The sequence below is a fragment of the Vibrio sp. B172a genome (genome assembly GCF_030248355.1).
In the GTDB taxonomy this organism is placed as follows: Bacteria; Pseudomonadota; Gammaproteobacteria; order Enterobacterales; family Vibrionaceae; genus Vibrio; species Vibrio owensii.
The window spans coordinates 50,695-73,222 of record NZ_JAHGAC010000016.1; the positions used below are offsets into that span (position 1 = coordinate 50,695).

The 22,528-nt window shown below is 46.1% G+C and carries 16 protein-coding genes; 10 read left to right on the forward strand and 6 right to left on the reverse strand.

The annotated features are described in order from the left end of the window. The first annotated feature begins 274 nt into the window (after positions 1-274). From gltB to KIT90_RS16565, 8 genes are all read left to right on the forward strand, one after another. A complete protein-coding gene (gene gltB, locus KIT90_RS16530; protein ID WP_285377606.1) occupies positions 275-4,738 on the forward strand; it encodes a glutamate synthase large subunit in 4,464 nt (1,487 codons plus the stop codon). Positions 4,739-4,758: 20 nt separating this feature from the next. After that, positions 4,759-6,171: an FAD-dependent oxidoreductase gene (locus KIT90_RS16535; RefSeq protein WP_020194019.1), complete on the forward strand. Its 1,413-nt coding sequence runs from the start codon at positions 4,759-4,761 to the stop codon at positions 6,169-6,171. 91 nt (positions 6,172-6,262) lie between these two features. Continuing rightward, the gene (locus KIT90_RS16540; RefSeq protein ID WP_285377608.1) at positions 6,263-6,691 is read left to right on the forward strand and encodes a DUF1499 domain-containing protein; all 429 of its coding nucleotides are present in this window, start codon (positions 6,263-6,265) and stop codon (positions 6,689-6,691) included. A 65-nt stretch (positions 6,692-6,756) separates the two neighbouring features. Next, a complete protein-coding gene (mtnN, locus tag KIT90_RS16545; RefSeq protein WP_005436177.1) occupies positions 6,757-7,452 on the forward strand; it encodes a 5'-methylthioadenosine/S-adenosylhomocysteine nucleosidase in 696 nt (231 codons plus the stop codon). Positions 7,453-7,466: 14 nt separating this feature from the next. Then, positions 7,467-8,420 (forward strand): cobalamin biosynthesis family protein, encoded by a 954-nt coding sequence (locus tag KIT90_RS16550; RefSeq protein ID WP_103413587.1) that lies wholly within the window; start codon positions 7,467-7,469, stop codon positions 8,418-8,420. Further along, a complete protein-coding gene (gene btuF, locus KIT90_RS16555) occupies positions 8,420-9,244 on the forward strand; it encodes a vitamin B12 ABC transporter substrate-binding protein BtuF (protein ID WP_285377640.1) in 825 nt (274 codons plus the stop codon). Before KIT90_RS16550 ends, btuF begins: the two co-directional genes overlap by 1 nt. A 77-nt stretch (positions 9,245-9,321) precedes the next feature. Beyond that, positions 9,322-9,942 carry a TRIC cation channel family protein gene (locus tag KIT90_RS16560; RefSeq protein ID WP_005425397.1) on the forward strand — a complete coding sequence of 207 codons (621 nt, stop codon included), beginning with the start codon at positions 9,322-9,324 and terminating at the stop codon, positions 9,940-9,942. 130 nt (positions 9,943-10,072) lie between these two features. Then, positions 10,073-10,933: a LysR family transcriptional regulator gene (locus KIT90_RS16565; protein ID WP_061007760.1), complete on the forward strand. Its 861-nt coding sequence runs from the start codon at positions 10,073-10,075 to the stop codon at positions 10,931-10,933. Here KIT90_RS16565 and KIT90_RS16570 read toward each other — a convergent pair. Then, positions 10,869-11,648: a TSUP family transporter gene (locus KIT90_RS16570; RefSeq protein ID WP_285377612.1), complete on the reverse strand. Its 780-nt coding sequence runs from the start codon at positions 11,646-11,648 to the stop codon at positions 10,869-10,871. The two genes, KIT90_RS16565 and KIT90_RS16570, sit on opposite strands and share 65 nt — an antisense overlap. Positions 11,649-11,899: 251 nt before the next feature. Between KIT90_RS16570 and KIT90_RS16575 the strand changes: the two genes are divergently transcribed. Further along, positions 11,900-12,811 (forward strand): hypothetical protein, encoded by a 912-nt coding sequence (locus KIT90_RS16575; protein WP_285377614.1) that lies wholly within the window; start codon positions 11,900-11,902, stop codon positions 12,809-12,811. Continuing rightward, complete coding sequence (locus tag KIT90_RS16580; protein WP_285377616.1) at positions 12,804-13,268, forward strand: hypothetical protein; 465 nt, start codon at positions 12,804-12,806, stop codon at positions 13,266-13,268. Before KIT90_RS16575 ends, KIT90_RS16580 begins: the two co-directional genes overlap by 8 nt. A 97-nt stretch (positions 13,269-13,365) precedes the next feature. Here the strand turns inward: KIT90_RS16580 and carB are convergent, their stop codons facing one another. From carB to secA, 5 genes are all read right to left on the reverse strand, one after another. Next, the gene (gene carB, locus KIT90_RS16585) at positions 13,366-16,599 is read right to left on the reverse strand and encodes a carbamoyl-phosphate synthase large subunit (RefSeq protein WP_038893971.1); all 3,234 of its coding nucleotides are present in this window, start codon (positions 16,597-16,599) and stop codon (positions 13,366-13,368) included. A gap of 16 nt (positions 16,600-16,615) precedes the next feature. Continuing rightward, positions 16,616-17,755, reverse strand: coding sequence for a glutamine-hydrolyzing carbamoyl-phosphate synthase small subunit (gene carA, locus KIT90_RS16590; protein ID WP_285377619.1), 1,140 nt, complete (start codon positions 17,753-17,755; stop codon positions 16,616-16,618). Positions 17,756-18,236: 481 nt separating this feature from the next. Next, positions 18,237-19,046: a 4-hydroxy-tetrahydrodipicolinate reductase gene (dapB, locus tag KIT90_RS16595; RefSeq protein WP_005425407.1), complete on the reverse strand. Its 810-nt coding sequence runs from the start codon at positions 19,044-19,046 to the stop codon at positions 18,237-18,239. 113 nt (positions 19,047-19,159) lie between these two features. Next, positions 19,160-19,558 (reverse strand): 8-oxo-dGTP diphosphatase MutT, encoded by a 399-nt coding sequence (mutT, locus tag KIT90_RS16600; protein WP_285377621.1) that lies wholly within the window; start codon positions 19,556-19,558, stop codon positions 19,160-19,162. 73 nt (positions 19,559-19,631) lie between these two features. Further along, positions 19,632-22,361 carry a preprotein translocase subunit SecA gene (gene secA / locus KIT90_RS16605; protein ID WP_009707732.1) on the reverse strand — a complete coding sequence of 910 codons (2,730 nt, stop codon included), beginning with the start codon at positions 22,359-22,361 and terminating at the stop codon, positions 19,632-19,634. Positions 22,362-22,528: the final 167 nt, after the last annotated feature.

Genomic DNA, 22,528 nt, shown 5'->3' on the forward strand with positions numbered 1-22,528 from the left:
TATCTCACTGTTTTTCTTGAACTATTTCAGCCAATTAAATGGTAAATCGCATATTCACGCGATGATTCACTAATAACTTGACCTTTTTTACAATAAGCTATAGCTTGTGAAGTTGGTGAAAATAAAACACACAATTTTTGTTAATATATTTGACGAATTTTATTGAATAGATATACATAAAACTTAGAAAGTGACGCATAGTTAGTCATCATTATCAACTTGAGCAGTGTTGATATATCTGTCGGGATGACAGATAAGCAAAGGGAGAATTGCAATGGCTCTTTATGATCCAAGTCTTGAGAAAGACAACTGTGGATTTGGCTTGATCGCGCACATGGAAGGCGAGCAAAGTCACAAGCTGGTACGTACAGCAATTTCTGCACTTGACCGCATGACCCACCGTGGTGGTATCGCCGCCGATGGTAAAACCGGTGATGGTTGTGGTCTTCTTTTACAAAAGCCCGATTCCTATTTACGCCTTATCGCTGAAGAAAATGGCTTCAACCTTGGCAAGCAATACGCCATAGGAATGATTTTCTTCAACCAAGACCCGGTGAAAGCTCAACTCGCCAAAGACATCATCAACAAAGAGCTCGCACAAGAGACTCTGACGGTGGCAGGGTGGCGTGAAGTACCGACCAATTCAGAAGTACTCGGCCCAATCGCCGCCGATTCACTTCCAGACATTCAACAAGTCTTTATCTCTGCTCCGGCAGGTTGGCGCGAGCGTGACATTGAGCGTCGTCTCTACATCGCACGCCGTCGCATCGAGAAACAAATTACTGAAGATCCTGATTTCTACATCTGTAGCTTGTCGACACAAGTTTTGGTGTACAAAGGCTTGTGCATGCCTGCGGACTTACCGCGCTTCTATCTTGATCTTGCTGATCTACGCATGGAATCAGCTATCTGCCTGTTCCACCAGCGTTTTTCTACCAATACTCAACCGCGTTGGCCATTAGCTCAGCCGTTCCGTTACCTTGCTCATAATGGTGAGATCAACACCATTGAAGGGAACCGCCAATGGGCACGAGCGCGAGCTTACAAGTTCTCGTCACCACTGCTGCCAGACCTACAAACCGCAGCACCGTTTGTGAACGAGACAGGTTCAGATTCTTCCAGCTTAGATAATATGTTGGATCTATTCCTTTCTGGCGGTATGGATATCTTCCGAGCCATGCGCATGCTTGTGCCACCTGCATGGCAAAACCATCCAGACATGGACCCGGATCTGCGAGCGTTTTACGACTTCAACTCCAAGCACATGGAGCCATGGGATGGTCCGGCAGGTATCGTACTGTCCGATGGCCGTTACGCTGCCTGTAACCTAGATCGTAATGGTTTGCGCCCTGCACGTTATGTGATTACTAAAGACAAATTTATCACCCTAGCATCAGAAGTAGGGATTTGGGATTACGCTCCCGATGAAGTTGCCGAGAAAGGCCGTGTTGGTCCGGGTGAACTGCTGGTTGTCGATACTCGTAAAGGTAAGCTTTGGCAGTCTAGCGAGATCGATAACGATCTGAAATCTCGCCACCCTTACCGCGAATGGATGGAAAACAACGTTCGCAAACTCACACCTTTTGCTCAACTACCTGAAGATCAAGTGGGTGAGCGCAGCTTTGATGAAGACTTGCTTAAGACTTATCAAAAGCAATTCGCCATGAGTAATGAAGAAGTCGATCAAGTACTGCGTGTCCTTGGTGATATGGGACAAGAAGCGGTCGGCTCCATGGGTGATGACACCCCGATGGCGGTTCTGTCCTCGAAAGAGCGCTTGGTAACTGATTACTTCCGCCAAAAGTTTGCTCAGGTAACCAACCCGCCAATCGATCCATTGCGTGAAAAACACGTTATGTCACTGGCTACCAGTATTGGTCAGGAGATGAACGTCTTCTGTGAAACCGATGGCCACGCCTACCGAGTGACCTTCGATTCGCCAGTATTACTTTACTCAGACATGCAGCAATTGCTTGAACTTGGTGACGATCACTACCGTAATACCATTCTCGATATCAACTACGATCCACAACAGAAAGATCTCAAACAAGCCATTGATGATCTGTGTGAACAAGCAGAACAGGTCGTACGTGAAGGCACAGTTCTAGTCGTGCTTTCAGATCGCGCTTTAGTCAAAGGCAAACTGCCAATTCCTGCAGCAATGGCAGTCGGTGCGGTTCAAACTTGCTTGATCGATGCCAACTTACGTTGTGATGCCAACATTGTTGTTGAGACCGCAACAGCTCGTGACCCACACCAATTTGCTGTCTTGCTTGGCTTTGGTGCTACTGCGGTTTATCCATACCTTGCTTATGAAGCACTAGGTAAGCTGATTGATGATAAAGCGCTAGAAAAAGACTATCGCGATGTGATGCAAAACTACCAATACGGCATCAACAAGGGTCTGTACAAGATCATGTCGAAAATGGGTATTTCTACCATCGCCTCTTACCGCTGCTCGCAACTGTTTGAAGCGGTTGGCTTGAGCCAAGAAGTGGTCGATTTGTGCTTTAAAGGTGTTACAACTCGTATTGAAGGCGCGAACTTCGACGACTTCCAACAAGATTTGTACAACCTTTCTCGTAAAGCTTGGGCAAAACGTAAGGCCATCGAGCATGGTGGTTTATTGAAATATGTCCACGGTGGTGAATATCACGCCTACAACCCAGACGTGGTTGGCACACTGCAAACTGCGGTTAAATCAGGCGAAAGTAACGATTATCAGAGCTTTGCTAAGCAGGTGAACCAACGCCCTGTTGCCATGCTGCGTGACTTAATGGCGCTGAAAAAATCAGACTCACCGCTACCTTTAGAGCAAATTGAGCCTAGCACTGAGCTCTTCAAACGCTTTGATTCTGCGGCGATGTCCATTGGCGCACTTAGTCCAGAAGCGCACGAAGCACTTGCAACAGCGATGAACCGTCTTGGTGGTTACTCCAACTCAGGTGAAGGCGGTGAAGATCCTCGTCGCTTCGGTACAGAGCGTAACTCGCGCATCAAGCAGATTGCTTCCGGGCGATTTGGTGTTACCCCTCACTACCTAACCAATGCTGACGTACTGCAGATCAAGGTCGCACAGGGTGCGAAGCCGGGCGAAGGTGGTCAGTTACCGGGACACAAAGTCACCGCAGAAATTGCAAAACTGCGTTATTCGGTACAGGGGGTAACTCTGATCTCCCCTCCTCCACACCACGATATTTATTCGATTGAAGATTTAGCCCAGCTGATCTTCGACCTAAAACAAGTCAATCCAAACGCATTGGTTTCGGTGAAGTTAGTTTCTGAACCAGGCGTCGGCACCATCGCAACAGGTGTAGCGAAAGCTTACGCTGATCTCATTACCATCTCGGGTTACGACGGCGGTACCGCAGCAAGCCCATTAACCTCAGTGAAATACGCAGGTAGTCCTTGGGAATTGGGACTGGCAGAAACCCAACAAGCACTGGTTGCTAATGGTCTACGTCATAAGATTCGCCTGCAAGTAGATGGCGGTCTAAAGACTGGCCTAGACGTGGTGAAAGCGGCGATTCTCGGTGCAGAAAGCTTCGGTTTTGGTACTGCGCCGATGGTGGCAATGGGTTGTAAGTTCCTACGTATTTGTCACCTCAACAACTGTGCGACTGGCGTTGCAACTCAAGATGAGACACTACGTAAAGAGTACTTCAAAGGTCTACCAGAAATGGTGATGAACTATTTCATTGGTCTGGCTGACGAAGTGCGCGGATTACTCTCTGAACTTGGTGTTGAAAAACTAACTGACTTGATTGGTCGTACCGATTTGTTGGAAACCGTTGAAGGTATGACAGCAAAACAAACCAAGCTGGATTTGTCGAATATCCTTGAAGCACCAATCTCTCCAGAAGGACACCCTCTTTACTGGACGCAGCCAAACACACCATTTGATAAAGCAGAGCTAAACAACAAGATTATCGAAGACGCACTACAAGCGGTTGAAAAACGTCAATCTGCTAGCTTCTTCTACAACGTGATCAACACCGACCGATCTGTGGGTGCTCGCCTATCAGGTGAAATCGCTCAGCGCTACGGCAACCAAGGCATGGCGGCAACGCCAATCAAACTGCATTTGGATGGCACTGCTGGCCAGTCATTTGGCGTTTGGAACGCAGGGGGCGTAGAGCTTTACCTCACTGGTGATGCCAACGACTACGTAGGTAAAGGCATGGCTGGCGGTAAGGTGGTTATCAAACCTCACCTTGGCACTGCATTTAAGTGTAATGAAGCGACCATCATTGGTAACACCTGCCTGTACGGTGCGACCGGCGGTAAACTATTTGCGGCAGGTAAAGCCGGTGAACGTTTCGGCGTACGTAACTCAGGTACGATTGCCGTTATTGAAGGCGCTGGCGACAACGCTTGTGAGTACATGACAGGCGGTATTGTTGCCATTCTTGGCGCGACAGGCGTGAACTTTGGCGCAGGCATGACTGGCGGTTTTGCTTACGTATTGGATGAGAATCAAGACTTCCAAGGTCGCGTGAACAACGAATCGGTTGAAGCGATTTCTCTGTCGGATCTCTACATCCACCAAGAGCACTTACGTGGTCTGATTGCCGAGCACCTTGAAGAAACCGGCTCTAGCCACGCAGAAGATATATTGGCGAACTTTGATGAATGGATTCCAAAGTTCTACTTGGTGAAACCACAAGCGGCGGACTTGCGCACGCTACTTGGTCACCAGAGTCGCAGTACCGCAGAACTGCGCGTTCAAGCCCAGTAATCATGGAGGATGTTTGAATCATGAGTCAGAACGTTTATCAATTTATCGATGTTCAACGCGTAGACCCTGCGAAGAAGCCTATCAAAGTTCGTAAGATCGAATTCGTTGAAATCTATGAACCGTTTACCAAGCAACAAGCGACTGCGCAGGCGGATCGCTGCTTGGATTGTGGTAACCCATATTGTGAATGGAAGTGCCCAGTCCACAACTACATTCCTCAATGGCTAAAGTTAGCCAATGAAGGTCGTATCCTTGAGGCCGTTGAGCTATCGCACCAAACTAACAGCTTGCCTGAAGTTTGTGGCCGAGTATGTCCACAAGATCGTCTGTGTGAAGGCTCTTGTACTCTCAATGAGGACTTTGGCGCTGTCACCATAGGTAACGTTGAAAAATACATTACCGACAAAGCCTTCGAAATGGGCTGGAAACCTGACATGTCTAAGGTGGAATGGACCGATAAAAAGGTTGCCATCATTGGTGCAGGCCCAGCTGGCTTGGCTGCTGCCGATATCCTAGTGCGAAATGGTGTGAAACCTGTCGTATTTGACCGCTACCCTGAAATTGGAGGCCTACTGACCTTCGGTATCCCTTCGTTCAAGCTTGAAAAAGGCGTGATGGAAAACCGCCGTCGCGTCTTCACCGAGATGGGCGTAGAGTTCCAGATGAATGTCGAAGTAGGTAAAGATGTGCAGATGCAAGAGCTACTTGATGAGTACGATGCCGTCTTTTTGGGTGTTGGTACTTACAAGTACATGCGCGCGGGACTAGAAAATGAGGGTGCGCCGGGCGTTTACGATGCTCTGCCATTCTTGATTTCAAATACGTATAAGGTCATGGGCTTGGAGCACGACAAACCTTTTATCGACATGGCAAAACAACGCGTAGTGGTACTCGGTGGTGGTGATACCGCAATGGACTGTGTTCGTACCTCTATCCGCCAAGGCGCATCAAACGTTGTATGTGCTTACCGTCGTGATGAAGCCAATATGCCAGGCTCTCGCCGCGAGGTGAAAAACGCTAAGGAAGAAGGCGTGAAGTTCATGTTCAACCTTCAGCCTTTAGGAATTGAAGTGGATGCGTCAGGCAAAGTCTCAGGGGTCAAAGTGGTGAAAACTGCCCTTGGTGAGCCTGATGAAGCGGGTCGTCGCCGTCCAGAACCAGTAGAAGGCAGCGAGCACGTTCTACCAGCAGACGTCGTTATCATGGCGTTTGGCTTCCAACCACACAAAATGGATTGGTTGGCGCCGTTTGATGTCGAGTTGGACCAATGGGGCCGTATCAAAGCTCCTGCGAAACAAGAGTTCCAATTCCAGACTAGCAACAAAAAGATCTTTGCTGGTGGCGATGCGGTACGAGGCTCAGATCTGGTCGTGACCGCGATTGATGAAGGTCGAAAAGCCGCAGAAGGTATTCTCGATTACCTTGAAGTTTAATTACTGTTAACGTCTCAAAAAGGATCCTACTATTGGATCCTTTTTTCTTTTATTACATATAATTAAATTCCTAAGATAAGGGATAAAACCAATGAAAAAAGCCGCTCTCCTTTCCATTACTTTGCTCGGCTTAACCGCTTGTAGCCAAGGAGTCACAACCATGACTGATCGTTCTCAATCACCTTGTGGTGACAAACCAAACTGTGTCTCCACCCAAGACACGCGTGAAGAATACAACCTAACACCATTCACCCTAACCGAATCCACCAACATCGATGCAATTGAGCAAGTGGCGCTTGAACTGCCGGGGGCGAAAAAAGCGGTGAAAGAAGGTAATTACCTACGTATCGAATGCACATCCAAAATAATGCGCTTTGTGGACGATTTAGAGCTTAAGATCGAAGGCGACCAGCTTATTGTTCGTTCTGAATCTCGCGTTGGCTATTCAGACTTTGGCGTGAACCGTAAGCGTGCTGAACAATTACGTTCACTGTTGGCGAATGCTGAGTTAATCAAATAACGACCACATATTGGTGCAGAGTGGTATACTCTCGCCAACTTAAATTTTTATCGAAAGAGAGTGTTATGAAAGTTGGTATCATCGGTGCGATGGAACAAGAAGTCACCATCCTGAAAGAAGCAATGACAAACTGCCAAACAGTAAGCAAAGCAGGTTGTACGTTTTTCTCTGGTCAGATTAACGACGTTGATGTGGTACTGCTTCAATCTGGCATCGGTAAAGTAGCGGCTGCAGTAGGCACAACTATTCTGCTAGACGAGTACCAACCAGATGTGGTTATCAACACTGGCTCTGCGGGTGGCTTCGATTCAAGCCTAAACCTAGGCGACGTTGTAATCTCAACAGAAGTTCGTCACCACGATGCAGACGTAACTGCGTTTGGCTACGAAATGGGTCAAATGGCAGGTCAACCAGCAGCATTCAAAGCGGATGAGAAGTTAATGGACCTTGCTGAAAAAGCACTGGCTCAAATGGAAAACACTCACGCAGTTCGCGGCCTGATCTGTACTGGTGATGCGTTTGTTTGCACAGCAGAACGCCAAGAGTTTATCCGTAAACACTTCCCTTCAGTTATCGCTGTAGAAATGGAAGCATCTGCTATCGCTCAAACTTGCCACCAATTCAACACACCGTTTGTTGTTGTTCGTGCTATCTCTGACGTAGCAGACAAAGAATCACCAATGAGCTTCGAAGAGTTCCTACCGCTAGCAGCGAAAAGCTCTTCAGAAATGGTATGCAAAATGTTGGAACTGACTAAGTAAGTCCCCAAAATTTCATGGAAGAAATATTTCAACAGCTCTATGCCAATGGTGCGCTCCTCGTCATGTGGGGCGCATTACTATTCCACTTATTAATCCCTATTCCTCACGCTGCTCATCCTGTGACTTTGTGGCATAAATTCGCAGAACAACTGGCGAACAAAGTTAATAACAACCACAACTACTCACAAAGCATTCTCTCTGGCGGACTCGCACTGCTTCTTATGCTTGTACCGTGCTTGATATTACTGCTCGCGATGAAACCTTTAGTTTGGCAAGCGCCCTTATTTGAGCTGGCATTACTGCTTATTGCTCTTGACTGGCGAAACAACGAATCACTTGCGAAACAACTCGTCACTGCAATGTCGAATGAGAACAAAGTGCAGTGCCGAGCACTACTAAAACCTTACCTTAACCGAGATACCGAGAGCTTATCACTGCTTGGCATTGGTAAAGCAGGCGCAGAGACCATCATCATGGGTTACGGACGTAATGTTGTGTGCGTGTTGTTCTGGTATGGATTGACTGGTGGAATTGGCGCGTTAATGTATCGCCTAACGGCAGAGCTCGCTCGTGCTTGGTCCCCAAGTCGCCGCCAGTATTCACCTTTTGGTAAGCCTGTTATTCAGCTAACGGCTGCATTGGAGATTGTTCCTTTGCGCTTATTTGCCGTGTTCATTAGCATGGGTAAAAACCTATCGAGTGTTTCGACTGCCATGCTTCAACAAGCGAAGTCTTGGCCACTTCCAGGGCCAGCTTGGTTGTTGTGCTCAATTGGTAACAAGCTTCAATTGTCACTTGGCGGCCCAGCGCTGTACCAAGGTCAACGAGCTGAACGAGCGAAAATTGGTGGTCGTATAGCACCATCTGCTATTCATTTGGCACAAATCCAAACCCTCATTGTATGGCGTATTTTTGCTTGGATCGTTATCCAAAGCCTGATTCTCGGACTCATTTATCAAGGACTATGATGAACAAACTTTGCTTTGCTCTTCCTCTTATCTTCTCTGCCGCTTCTTTTGCCAATGAACCAGCTCAACGCGTCATCAGCTTGGCACCACACTCAACAGAAATCGCCTATGCTGCAGGTCTTGGTGACAAGCTGATTGCGGTCAGCGAGATGAGTGACTACCCCGAGCAAGCTAAAGATTTAGAGAAAGTATCAAACTATCAAGGCATCAAGTTAGAGCGCATCATTGCCCTTCAACCCGATTTAGTTATCGCTTGGCCTGCAGGTAATCCAGCCAAAGAACTTGAAAAGCTCAAGCAGTTTGGCATTCCTATTTATTACTCAACCACTGGAACGTTAGAAGACATCGCTACAAACATTGAGCAACTTAGCCAGTACAGTGAGAAGCCAGAAGTTGGGCAAAAAGCCGCCGCAGAATTCCGGGCGCAGTTGGAAGCATTAAAAGAAAAATACAATACCGAGGATAAAGTCAGTTACTTCTATCAATTAAGTGAGAAACCGGTCATCACCGTTGCGGGTAAGAACTGGCCAAGTGAAGTCTTCAACTTCTGTGGTGGCGAGAATATCTTTGCTAAAGGCAGTGCCCCTTACCCACAAGTCAGCATCGAGCAAGTGATTACTCGCCAACCCGAAGTCCTGTTTACCTCTCGCCATGCCATGAGTAATGATGGCATGTGGGCTGAATGGAAAAACGACATCCCTGCGTTAAAAAACGACCACGTTTGGTCACTCAATTCAGATTGGATCAACCGCCCAACCCCAAGAACCTTAAACGCGATCACAGAGGTGTGTGAACACTTTGAAACCGTTCGGCAAAAACGCTAACGTTTTCGTTGGAAATCCCGTACAATTTCCGTCCCATTTCTGTTCCCCCACAATTTGTTTAAAAGGTACCAAGTAACATGGACTCCATGCTGCTTTATATGATCGATTTATTCGGTACTGCTGTCTTTGCGGTTTCTGGCGTTTTACTCGCAGGCCGATTAAAGATGGATCCTTTCGGTGTGATCGTACTCGGTAGTGTGACAGCTATTGGCGGCGGCACTATTCGTGATATGGCGCTTGGCGCAACCCCGGTCTTCTGGATCACTGACACCACTTATCTTTGGGTAATTTTCATCACTTGTTTGCTCACGATGATTCTCATTCGTCGCCCTAAGCGCTTGCCCTGGTGGGTGCTTCCTGTGTGCGATGCTATTGGCTTGGCGGTATTCGTCGGTATCGGTGTCGAGAAAGCCCTAGCCTACAATGCATCAGGCATGGTGGCTGTTATCATGGGCGTCATTACTGGCTGTGGTGGCGGTATTATTCGTGATGTGCTGGCTCGCGAGGTACCCATGGTACTGCGAAGTGAAGTCTATGCGACCGCATGTATCATTGGCGGAATTTTCCATACAACTGCATTGAGTATGGGGCACGACCATTCAGTCGCCCTACTCGCAGGTGTCATCTCAACTTTAATTATTCGCCTTGGTGCGATTCGCTGGCACTTGTCACTGCCAACCTTTGCTATCAATCGTTGATCGATACGAATCAATTTACGCAAAAGAGCCGACTGAAACGTCGGCTCTTTTTGTTTGTAAAATCACCTGTCGCTTCTCATCTCAAGCTTGGCTATATTAGGCCTATTATTCCCAACATTCATGGATAGACATGTTACTGGAAGGCATCGAAACACTATTAGTTTTAAGTAAAGCGAAAACCATGAGTCGCACTGGGAGTTTGCTGTATATCAGCCAATCTGCAGTGAGTAAACGTATCGCGAACTTAGAGAAAAAACTAGGAAAGAAGCTAGTAGAACCGTCAGGGAGAACCATCAAACTCACACCTGATGGCATGGCTTTGATCGAGAATATTGGCCCATCTTTTAACGAGTTACGTGGCCTTATCTATGAACAGCAAGAGCTAGAGGACACATCATTAATCACCCTCGATAGTTCAAAGTCTCTTATTGCAGGTTATCTTGGAAAAACCATTGGTGATTACCTCAAGCAAGATCAGTACTTAACCATAACCACCAACCACAGCCCTAGAATCGTTGAGCGAGTTCAATCCGGTAAAGCAACCATTGGGCTTTGTGCTGGTTTGCTTCCACCACATCACGGCTTAATGGCTTTCCACTTATGTGATGAACCTTTCTTCCTCGTTAGTGATAAGCCACTGAATGAGCTTCCGAAAAAAGTCATTACAAATGATTTAACCAATCCTTCCAATAGCTACCAACTGCCAGCATTAGAGAAAATAGGTATCAAACCATTGATGGAAATGGATGCCTACACAGCGGCAGCACAACTTGCACTGGGAGGAGCAGCACCTGCATTAATCCCATTATCGATCGTTAGAGCGTTAAAGATCCCTGACCATAACTGCTTTATGTTCGAACAACTGACATCTTTAATTCGACCGATTCATATCTGCGTTAGGCAAAACGTGTACCAGTCACCAAGAGTTAAAACAGTGATAGAAACCATTGGTGATGTTGTTGCCAAAGAAGTTTTGTCGCCATCAACATAGACATGGTAATCACTAAAGGTCGAATCCATTTTTGACCTTTAGTGACAACAACTTTGGCACCAAGTTGAGCACCAATAAAGCCACCTACAGCCATGGTCAGACCGATTTCCCACACAGGCAAACCAGCAAGAATAAAGAACAGCAGAGCTGCGATATTTGAGGTGAAGTTGAGAATCTTAGTACGAGCGGTCGCATCAACCAAAGAGAAGTGACCAAGTGCGACAAAGCAAAGCGCAAAGATAGAGCCAGTACCTGGACCAAAAAAGCCATCGTAAAAGCCCACGCCACCACCAACACATAAAGCAAACATCGCTTCAGAGAGCTTTGGTTCTCCTTCAGCTGTTTTATTAGTTGAAGAGAGCAAAAAATAGAGTGAAATCGCGATCAGCAACACAGGGATAAGACTGGTAAGTACACCGGCATCGATAAACTGTACGGCCTCAGCACCAATGGCAGAACCAACAAAAGTACAGAGAATCGCTAGGCGCATCTCTTTGAGACTAACAATGCCGTTACGAACAAAGTACCAACTGGCAGAAAAGCTTCCGAAAGAACTTTGGAGTTTGTTGGTCGCTAATGCTTGAGTCGGGCTTAGTCCCGCAGCCAACAAAGCAGGTAGAGTCAAGAGACCACCGCCACCAGCCATCGCATCAATAAATCCCGCAGCGGATGCGACAAAAAACAATGCAATTAAGATTTCGAACGTAACTTCCACTTGTGCGCCCTTGTAAATATTTGTAACCAAGATGGAACAACGATAGCACTGCCACGCAAACGCACAAAAGGAAACTCAAGACACCAACCTATTCCAGATTTTCATCATTTAGAAAGTTCTAAGAAATGATACGTTAAATGTATCAATTACATTTCCAATAGAATTGACTCTCAAGAGCATTTCAATTTTTTGATGGGAAAGAAAAACACTGGCCTAATCTGGTAAATTCAATCTCATAGAAAGTGAAAACAATGGATGCTTTAGGTATTCGCCCATCAATAAAAGAGCAACAGCTACGCTCTCGAATCGAACAGACAGTAAATCTAAAACAGCTTTTCAAAGTCATAGACTCTAGGCCTGAAACCTCGGGCGCTGGAGTTATTTATATCGCAGGCGATTCAACGATAATCTCTCTTCGAAAGTTCAACTCCAGTTGTCGCGTCAACCCTATCAGCATTATTTTAAAAGAGCCGACGTCTCCTATGTCTGCTGATAGCTACGCTAAAGAACTGAAGTCTTCGCATAGAGAGTCTAAGTTAGCTTCTGAGCTTATTGGAGCAAGCTTAAGCTGTGCTTCAGCTGCTTTAAGTTGGATTGTGGTCGTTGGCAGCGTTGGCGCGATTCCAATTTCGGGAGGTACGAGTGCTGCCGTTACTTATTTGGGATACAGTGCTGCTGCAGCCTCTACAGTCCAGTGCATGGTGGGCATAGGCAGGAGTGGTGCTGAGAGTTTTGCTCCTGACAAGCTAGATGAACTGGACTCGCAAGCTTGGTATCAAAATACATCTAAAGCCCTCGATTACATATCTCTAGTCGGCGTTGGAGCCTCTGGCACAGCCACAATAAAAACTATAAATAATCTACAGAAGAGCTCAGGAAAAAGCTTAAGTGAAGTCTTAAAAGGCTTAAATCGACACGAACGAGCAAGGCTTACTAAAGAAATTTCGAAGCAAAACATTCCAAACTTATCTGCAAAAGCTTTTAAACAACTAGTACGTTCAGGAAGCGTAAAACGAAGATACTCTTCACAAGAGATCAGTAATGCCATCCAACTTCAACTAAAAGATGCCATTGGTGCAACTATCAGTTTCGTGGGTAGTGCAGCCTCCGGTAACGTCGGTGCTATTGCAGTGGGTATATACGAGGAGTTTTCCATTGAATAGTAGAGAAAAAGAAGTCTTCGTTCTGTCCGCTAAAAGCATCGCCACAGCTTTAAGTGCAATAATGCTTTTAACAATGGGGGGAGGATTAAATATTTTCTTTCTGGATCAACTAATCGATATTTCAACCACTTACGGTCCATTCTACTTTTGGGTAGTAATGATGGGTATTGGTGCACTTTTGGTAACGATTCCATTTGGGATGATCATTATTCATGGTTTAAAGTTCTTAAATCCAATCAATATTTTCAATGCCACGATACAGATTTTCATAGCGATATGTTTTGGAGTTTCAGAAGCAAAATTAGGAGACCTATTCTGGTTGGTAGCCCTTGCTCTCCCTATTCTTGCTCTTTATTTGATGAATACTCCTTCCTACAAATGCTTCATGACCTTTTACTATGAACTAGCTGAGAGTCGTAGAGAGCACCGAAGACTAATGAAAAATATCAACAAGTAGAACAAGTTGCTTAATTAAACAAAAAAGCCCGCTCAAATGAGCGGGCAATGAGGTTGTCATATAAGCCCTATTTTTCAGGCTTACTGATTTTTATCTATTACGCTTCTAGGCTAGCTTTCACTTTTGCGTGTAGCTCTTGAACCGAAGTTACTGTGCTCTTCGCGTCTGCAGTGTGTGCCATACAAGTTGCGAATGCTGCGTTTAGTGTTGTCGTGTAGTTCACTTTCTCAGCCAGTGCGCCGCGACGCAGAACTTTAGAGTCTTCAATCGCTTGACGACCAGCGGCAGTATTCACGATGTAGGTGTACTCGTTGTTCTTGATACGGTCAAGAATGTGAGGACGACCTTCGTGTACTTTGTTTACTAGACGTGGGTTAATACCCGCTTCGCCAAGAATCACTGCTGTACCGTGTGTTGCATCTAGCTGGTAACCAAGTTTTGTCAACTTAGACGCTAGGTCCACAACGCGCTCTTTGTCACCTGCACGAACAGACAGTAGTGCACGACCACCTTCTGGGTAAATGTTGCCACAACCCAATTCTGCTTTCGCGTAAGCTTCTGCAAACGTAGCACCAACACCCATAACCTCACCAGTAGAGCGCATTTCTGGGCCTAACAATGGGTCAACACCAGGGAACTTGTTGAATGGAAGTACAACTTCTTTCACTGAGTAGTAAGGTGGGATGATTTCTTTCGTAAAGCCTTGAGCTTCAAGCGATTGACCCGCCATTACACGAGCAGCAATCTTAGCGATTGGTGCACCTGTCGCTTTAGATACGAACGGTACTGTACGCGCTGCACGAGGGTTCACCTCGATTAGGTATACTTGGTTGTTCTTAACCGCAAACTGCGTGTTCATCAGACCACGAACACCCAACTCAAACGCCAGCTTTTCAACTTGCTCGCGCATTACGTCTTGGATTTCTTGGCTTAGCGTGTATGCAGGAAGAGAACATGCTGAGTCACCAGAGTGAACACCCGCTTGCTCGATGTGCTCCATGATACCGCCGATAACCACGCGCTCACCGTCACAGATAGCATCGATATCGACTTCAACTGCGTCGTCTAGGAAGCTATCTAGTAGAACTGGAGATTCGTTTGATACGCTAACTGCTTCGTTGAAGTAGCGACGTAGATCTTGCTCGTCGTATACGATTTCCATCGCACGACCACCAAGTACGTAAGAAGGACGTACAACCAGTGGGTAACCGATTTCACGAGATTTCTCTACCGCTTGCTCCATCGTCGTTACTGTCGCGTTTTCTGGCTGTAGAAGACCTAGACGGTCAACTGCAACTTGGAAACGCTCACGGTCTTCTGCACGGTCGATTGCATCTGGGCTAGTACCGATGATTGGCACGCCAGCTGCTTCAAGTGCACGAGCCAGTTTCAGTGGTGTTTGACCACCGTACTGAACGATAACGCCTTTTGGCTTCTCAACGCGAGCGATTGCTAGTACGTCTTCCAGTGTTACTGGTTCGAAGTACAAACGGTCAGACGTGTCGTAGTCTGTTGAAACTGTCTCAGGGTTACAGTTAACCATGATAGTCTCATAACCATCTTCACGTAGAGCTAGCGATGCGTGTACACAACAGTAGTCAAATTCGATACCTTGGCCGATACGGTTTGGACCGCCGCCTAGAATCATGATCTTGTCTTTGTCTGTTGGGTTCGCTTCACACTCGTCATCGTAAGATGAGTACATGTAAGCCGTATCAGAAGAGAACTCAGCCGCACACGTATCAACACGCTTGTACACTGGGTGAATGTCGTATTGGTCACGTAGACGACGGATTTCGCTTTCCGCTACACCTAGAATCTTAGATAGGCGCGCATCAGCAAAACCTTTACGCTTCAGCTTGTTAAGTTCTTCTTTGTTTAGACCAGCGAAGCCCTTTGCTTTTAGCTCTTGCTCAAGCTTCACGATGTCTTCGATTTGAACTAGGAACCAACGGTCGATTTGCGTTAGGTTGAATACGCCATCTACTGACATACCTGCACGGAATGCATCCGCGATGTACCAAATACGCTCTGCGCCTGCTTCTTTAAGCTCATGACGGATTTTCGTCAGTGCGTCTGGCGCATCTAGGTCAACCATCTCGTCAAAGCCTGTCGCGCCAACTTCTAGACCGCGAAGTGCTTTTTGTAGTGATTCTTGTTGGTTACGACCAATTGCCATCACCTCACCAACCGACTTCATTTGCGTCGTTAGACGGTCGTTAGCACCTGCAAATTTCTCGAAGTTAAAGCGAGGAATCTTAGTTACGACATAGTCGATGGTTGGTTCGAATGATGCTGGCGTAGCGCCGCCAGTGATATCGTTCATCAGTTCGTCTAGCGTGAAGCCAACGGCCAGTTTCGCTGCAATCTTAGCGATTGGGAAACCTGTTGCTTTTGACGCTAGAGCAGAAGAGCGAGATACACGTGGGTTCATCTCGATGATAACCATACGGCCATCTTTCGGGTTGATACCAAACTGTACGTTAGAACCACCAGTTTCAACGCCAATCTCACGCAGTACTGCTAGAGATGCGTTACGCATTAGCTGGTATTCTTTGTCTGTTAGCGTTTGCGCTGGTGCAACCGTGATTGAGTCACCCGTGTGGATGCCCATTGGGTCGAAGTTTTCAATCGCACATACGATGATACAGTTGTCCGCTTTGTCGCGAACCACTTCCATCTCGTACTCTTTCCAACCGATAAGAGATTCATCGATAAGAAGTTCGTTGGTTGGAGATAGATCCAAACCACGACGACAGATTTCTTCGAACTCTTCTTTGTTGTATGCGATACCGCCACCAGTACCACCCATAGTGAATGATGGGCGGATGATACAAGGGAAGCCAACCATATCGAGTACAGCGTAAGCTTCTTCCATCGTTTTTGCAGTATCAGCACGTGGACACTCAAGGCCGATAGACTTCATCGCCTTATCGAAACGAGAACGGTCTTCTGCTTTGTCGATTGCGTCAGCAGTCGCACCAATCATCTCCACGCCGAACTCTTCCAGAACACCGTACTTCTCTAGGTCTAGTGCACAGTTCAATGCAGTTTGACCACCCATTGTAGGTAGTACTGCATCCGGCTTTTCTTTCGCGATGATGTTGCGAACCACTTCCCATTGGATTGGCTCGATGTAAGTTGCATCCGCCATGTCTGGGTCAGTCATGATGGTTGCAGGGTTAGAGTTCACTAGGATAACTCGGTAACCCTCTTCACGCAGTGCTTTACACGCTTGTGCGCCAGAGTAGTCAAACTCACATGCCTGACCGATAACAATCGGACCAGCACCAAGAATAAGAATACTTTGAATGTCAGTACGTTTTGGCATTATCTACTACTCCGAATTAAGCGCTGTGTTTTTTGATTAGTTCGATAAAGTGGTCAAATAGCGGTGCCGCGTCGTGTGGACCTGGGCTCGCTTCAGGGTGACCTTGGAAGCTAAATGCTGGCTTGTCTGTGCGGTGAATACCTTGTAGAGAGCCATCAAATAGCGATACGTGAGTAGCACGTAGATTTTCAGGTAGTGTTGCTTCGTCTGCTGCAAAACCGTGGTTCTGCGACGTAATCATCACAACATTACGCTCCAAATCTTTTACTGGGTGGTTTGCGCCGTGGTGACCAAACTTCATTTTCACTGTTTGTGCACCCGATGCTAGCGCAAGGATTTGGTGGCCTAGACAGATACCAAAGATTGGTAGGCCTTTTTCTAGGAATACTTTTGTCGCTTCAATCGCGTAAGTACATGGTTCTGGGTCACCAGGGCCGTTTGATAGGAAAACGCCATCTGGGTTTAGAGCCAGAACTTCTTCGGCTGAAGTTTCAGCAGGAACAACCGTTAGGCGGCAGCCTCGGTCAACCAACATGCGCAGGATGTTACGTTTTGCGCCGAAGTCGTAGGCAACAACGTGATATGGCAATTCGCTGTCGTCTTTCGCTTCTGGAAGTCCACCCTCAAGCGTCCACGAACCTTGTTTCCATTGATACGCTTCTTTTGTTGTAACCTCTTTCGCAAGATCCATTCCTTTCAAACCAGGGAATTCTTTTGCTTTCGCTAGTGCCAAAGCTTCGTCTAGGTTGTTACCAGCTACGATACAACCGTTTTGAGCACCTTTTTCACGCAGGGTACGAGTTAGCTTACGCGTGTCGATATCTGCAATGCCGACGATGTTTTGCGACTTGAGGTAATCAGAAAGGGATTGTTCATTACGGAAGTTAGAAGCGATAAGAGGGAGATCGCGAATCACAAGGCCTTGTGCGTGGATTGAAGAAGATTCTTCGTCTTCGGAATTGGTTCCGGTATTGCCAATGTGAGGATAAGTAAGAGTAACGATTTGTTGAGAATAGGAAGGATCAGTGAGAATTTCTTGGTACCCCGTCATCGAGGTATTAAAAACAACTTCACCAACGGAAATACCATCTGCTCCAATGGAAACACCGCGGAACACTGTCCCATCTTCTAGGACTAACAGTGCTAATTTACCCAAGACAACCTCCAGAATAAAAATGCATAAAAAATAAATTAAGCTGCAAATTTGCCTTCCTTTACCTTGATTATTTACATAAACAGGTATTTTTGACAAATTGGCGGTATTCTAAAGACGGACTTGGAAACTGTCAACACACATTGAAAAATAAATTATTACTTTCTAGCGAGTAAGGGCATTTCAACAGAAAAAGCCCTAAAAAAGTAAGTTTTACCTATCTACATGCCACTTACCATGACCTTTTTGTGAATTTTACAAATTTGAACTTATTGCAGATCACAAAATTTTGCGAGATTTTTGCGCAAACGTTCATCCGGCAGATTCAACCTTAACTTTTGAGCATTACAATAAAATAAGTACACCAAAGACCTAAAATAACAAACAAAGTGTCGATGTTAACTCCCTATGACATGCTCATTTTATTTACATAATCTCCTTCAAATACAAAAAAGCCGGCTTACGCCGGCGAATAATTATGTATTTAAAGCTCATTTAGCCCGAGGACATCGGTCATGGTGTAGAAGCCAGCTGGTTTAGAATGTAACCAAACTGCGGCCTTTACAGCACCATTAGCAAAGGTCATACGATCCGTTGCTTTGTGGGTAATTTCGACACGCTCACCGATATCAGCAAACATTGCAGTATGCTCACCGACAATATCACCAGCGCGAATAGTCGCAAAACCGATCTCATCTTTCGTACGTTCGCCCGTGATACCTTCACGTGCATATACCGCAACGTCACTCAGTTTGTTACCCATCGCGCCAGCAATAGCTTCACCCATACCAATCGCGGTACCAGACGGAGCATCAACTTTATGACGGTGATGCGCTTCTACGATTTCTATATCACAGTAATCGCCCATCACTTTGGCTGCTTTTTCAAGAAGCTTAAAGACTAGGTTCACACCTACAGAGTAGTTCGGAGCCATAACAACAGGAATTTGCTTTGCGGCTTCATCAATCAGGTCACGTTCTTCTTCACTAAAGCCCGTAGTACCGATGACAATGCTCTTACCATGTTGTTTACACAGCTCTAGATTCGCTAACGTGCTCACTGGAGCAGTAAAATCGATTACAACGTCAAAGTTGTCGACTTCCTTGGCTAAATCATCCGTCAGAAAGACATCAAACTTACCTTCACCACACAGTTCACCTACATCAACACCAACTAGAGACGATTCTGGACGTTCAGAACCAGCAGTAACGGATGCTTCTGGATTGATATGTGATGCTTTAACTAGGTTGCGACCCATACGGCCGGCAGCTCCTGCGATTGCAATACGAACCATTGCGCTTTCTCTCCTTCTCTGGATAAACGAGGCTTACCTCGCCTTCTCTCGTTTCGCTGTATCTTTTTAAACTAACAATATCCCGTGTTAACCACAAGACAGTTAGATGCAGGTTAAGAAAACTCTTTAACCACACGCTCCAGAATCGGCACGTTCGCCTCAGGAAAGGCGTATTCAGACAGAGCACTGATATCAACCCAACGTCCTTCTTGGCCTTCGCGACCATACGGTTGGTTCTTGAATTGTGAAACGGTCATAAAATCAAACTTCAAAGACTTGTCTGGATAGTCATACTCCAAGTGCTCAAACAAAGCTTGTTCAGTGACGGTAATACCAATCTCTTCCTCAAGCTCACGAATCATCGCTTGCTCAACACTTTCACCTTGCTCAACTTTGCCGCCAGGGAATTCCCAAAAACCACCTTTGTGTTTGTCGCTTGGGCGTTTGGTGATGAAGATTTGCGACTTGTCTTGGTTAAAGATGATCGCCGCAACAATGTGAATTCTTTTCATTAGATTCGTTCCTAGATCTATCGATACAAAAAGAGCCGCCTAAGCGACTCTTTATTTATGTTTTCAGACTGTATTAGTCAATTTTACCGTGGCATTGTTTGTACTTTTTGCCGCTACCACATGGGCAAGGCTCATTACGACCCACTTTACGCTCTTCACGAACCATTGGTTGGTTAGAGCCTTCTTCCGATTCTTCACCTTCCGAAAGTGGGTTCTGTGCTGCCGCGTGTTGAGCTTGTGCACGACGAGCTGCTTCTTCAGCTTGTGCACGACGTTGCTCTTCCATACGCTCAACTTCTTCTTGTTGTTGAACTCGAACACGAGATAGAACAGTGATAACGTCTGTTTTCAGCGCTTCTAGTAAACCTTCAAACAGTTCAAACGATTCACGCTTGTACTCTTGTTTCGGGTTCTTCTGCGCGTAACCACGTAGGTGGATACCTTGACGTAGGTGATCCATTGCCGCTAGGTGCTCTTTCCAAAGCGTGTCTAGCGTTTGAAGCATAACTGACTTCTCAAAGTTACGAAGCACTTGTGCACCCACAACTTCTTCTTTCGCTTTGTAGACTTCAACTGCTAGGTTGATGATCTTCTCACGTAACGCTTCTTCGTATAGCTTGTCGTCTTCCTCAAGCCATTGCTTGATAGGCGCATCTAGATCGAAGTCTGCTTTCAAGCGCTCTTGAAGACCTTCTACATCCCACATATCTTCTAGAGATTGCGGTGGAATGTATTCGTCGATGATCGCAGTAACAACATCTTCACGGTTTTGCTCGATCATGTCGCTAATGTCGTCAACACTCATTAGCTCATCACGCAATTCGTAAACCACTTTACGTTGATCGTTCGCGACGTCATCGTACTCAAGAAGCTGTTTACGGATATCGAAGTTACGACCTTCCACTTTACGTTGTGCTTTTTCGATTGAACGAGACAGCATCTTAGATTCGATCGCTTCACCTTCTTCCATACCGCTTTGGATAAGGCTAGCCATACGGTCCGAAGTAAAGATACGCAGTAGTGAATCTTCCATTGATAGGTAGAAACGAGATGAACCTGCGTCACCTTGACGACCAGAACGACCACGTAGCTGGTTATCGATACGACGAGATTCGTGACGCTCAGTACCGATGATGTGTAGACCACCAGCTTCTAGTACTTGATCGTGAACTTGTTTCCACTCAGCTTTGATAGCATCGATCTGTTCTTTGGTTGGATCTTGAAGCGCTTCTACTTTCGCTTGCCAGCTACCACCCAACACGATATCGGTACCACGACCAGCCATGTTCGTTGCGATGGTTACCGCACCTGGCGTACCAGCTTCTGCAACGATCTCAGCTTCGCGTTCGTGGAACTTAGCGTTTAGTACGTTGTGTTTAATCTTCGCTTTCTTAAGTGCATTAGAAAGAAGCTCTGATTTCTCGATAGAAACCGTACCCACTAGAGATGGCTGACCTTTCTCTACGCGCTCTTTGATGTCTTCGATGATTGCAGCAAATTTCTCAGCTTCAGTACGGTAAACCACGTCTGGCATATCGTTACGGATCATAGGTTTGTTGGTTGGGATAACCACTGTCTCTAGACCGTAAATCGATTGGAATTCGAATGCTTCTGTATCCGCTGTACCTGTCATGCCTGACAGTTTTTCGTATAGACGGAAGTAGTTCTGGAAAGTAATCGAAGCCAGCGTTTGGTTTTCGTTTTGAATCTTAACGCCTTCTTTCGCTTCAACCGCTTGGTGAAGACCTTCAGACCAACGACGACCCGGCATTGTACGACCAGTGTGTTCATCAACGATAACCACTTCGCCGTCTTCGTTAACGATATAATCTACGTTACGTTCGAACAATACGTGTGCACGAAGTGCTGCGTTCACGTGGTGTAGCAGGCTGATGTTAGTTGGAGAGTAAAGTGTATCACCCTCTTCCATCAGACCATTTTTCACCATTAGTTCTTCAACGAATTCTTGACCCGTTTCTGTTAGGTGAACTTGCTTAGATTTCTCGTCAACTGTGTAGTGACCGTCACCGCGGTACTCTTCAGAGTCTTCTTTATCTTGCTTTTGCAGATGAGGAATAAGTAGGTTGATACGAGTATATAGTTCTGAGCTATCTTCAGCAGGACCAGAGATAATCAGTGGAGTACGAGCTTCATCGATAAGGATTGAGTCCACCTCATCTACTACAGCGAAGAAGCGCTCACGTTGAACACGGTCTTCATTGCGGAAAGCCATGTTGTCACGTAGGTAGTCAAAGCCAAACTCGTTGTTTGTTCCGTATAGGATATCAGCTTGGTACGCTTCTTTTTTCGCTTGAGGAGGCATGTTTGGCACGTTCACGCCAACGGTCATACCTAAGAATTCAAATAGTGGACGGTTTGTCTCAGCATCACGTGTTGCTAGGTAATCGTTCACCGTTACTACGTGTACACCTTTACCTGGAAGTGCGTTTAGGTAAGCTGGAAGGGTTGCAGTTAGAGTTTTACCTTCACCAGTACGCATTTCCGCGATTTGGCCACCGTTCAGTACCATACCACCGATAAGCTGAACGTCGAAGTGACGCATACCGTAAACACGCTTAGATGCTTCACGAACAGTAGCAAAAGCTTCTGGAAGTAGCTTATCAAGAGTTTCGCCTTGCTCTAGGCGTTCACGGAACTCAACAGTTTTAGCTTTTAGCTCTTCATCTGAAAGTGCTTCGAACGTTGGTTCGTAGTTATTGATCTCTTTTACAATTTTTCTAAGGCGGCGCAGTGTTCGGTCGTTGCGACTGCCAATTACTTTTGTCAGTAGCTTAGCTATCATTTTTCGTGAATCTCTCTTTAATCAGACCGTTCCCGATCTACTCGTAATGCCTTCAGTCTCTGCCAGTTTGGAACTAAGAATACTGAGATAAATCATTTATCAAAGATATTGAGTTCAAACATCCATATTTCAAGGCTAAATTTTGAATCAATGTGGCTTAGTGTAAG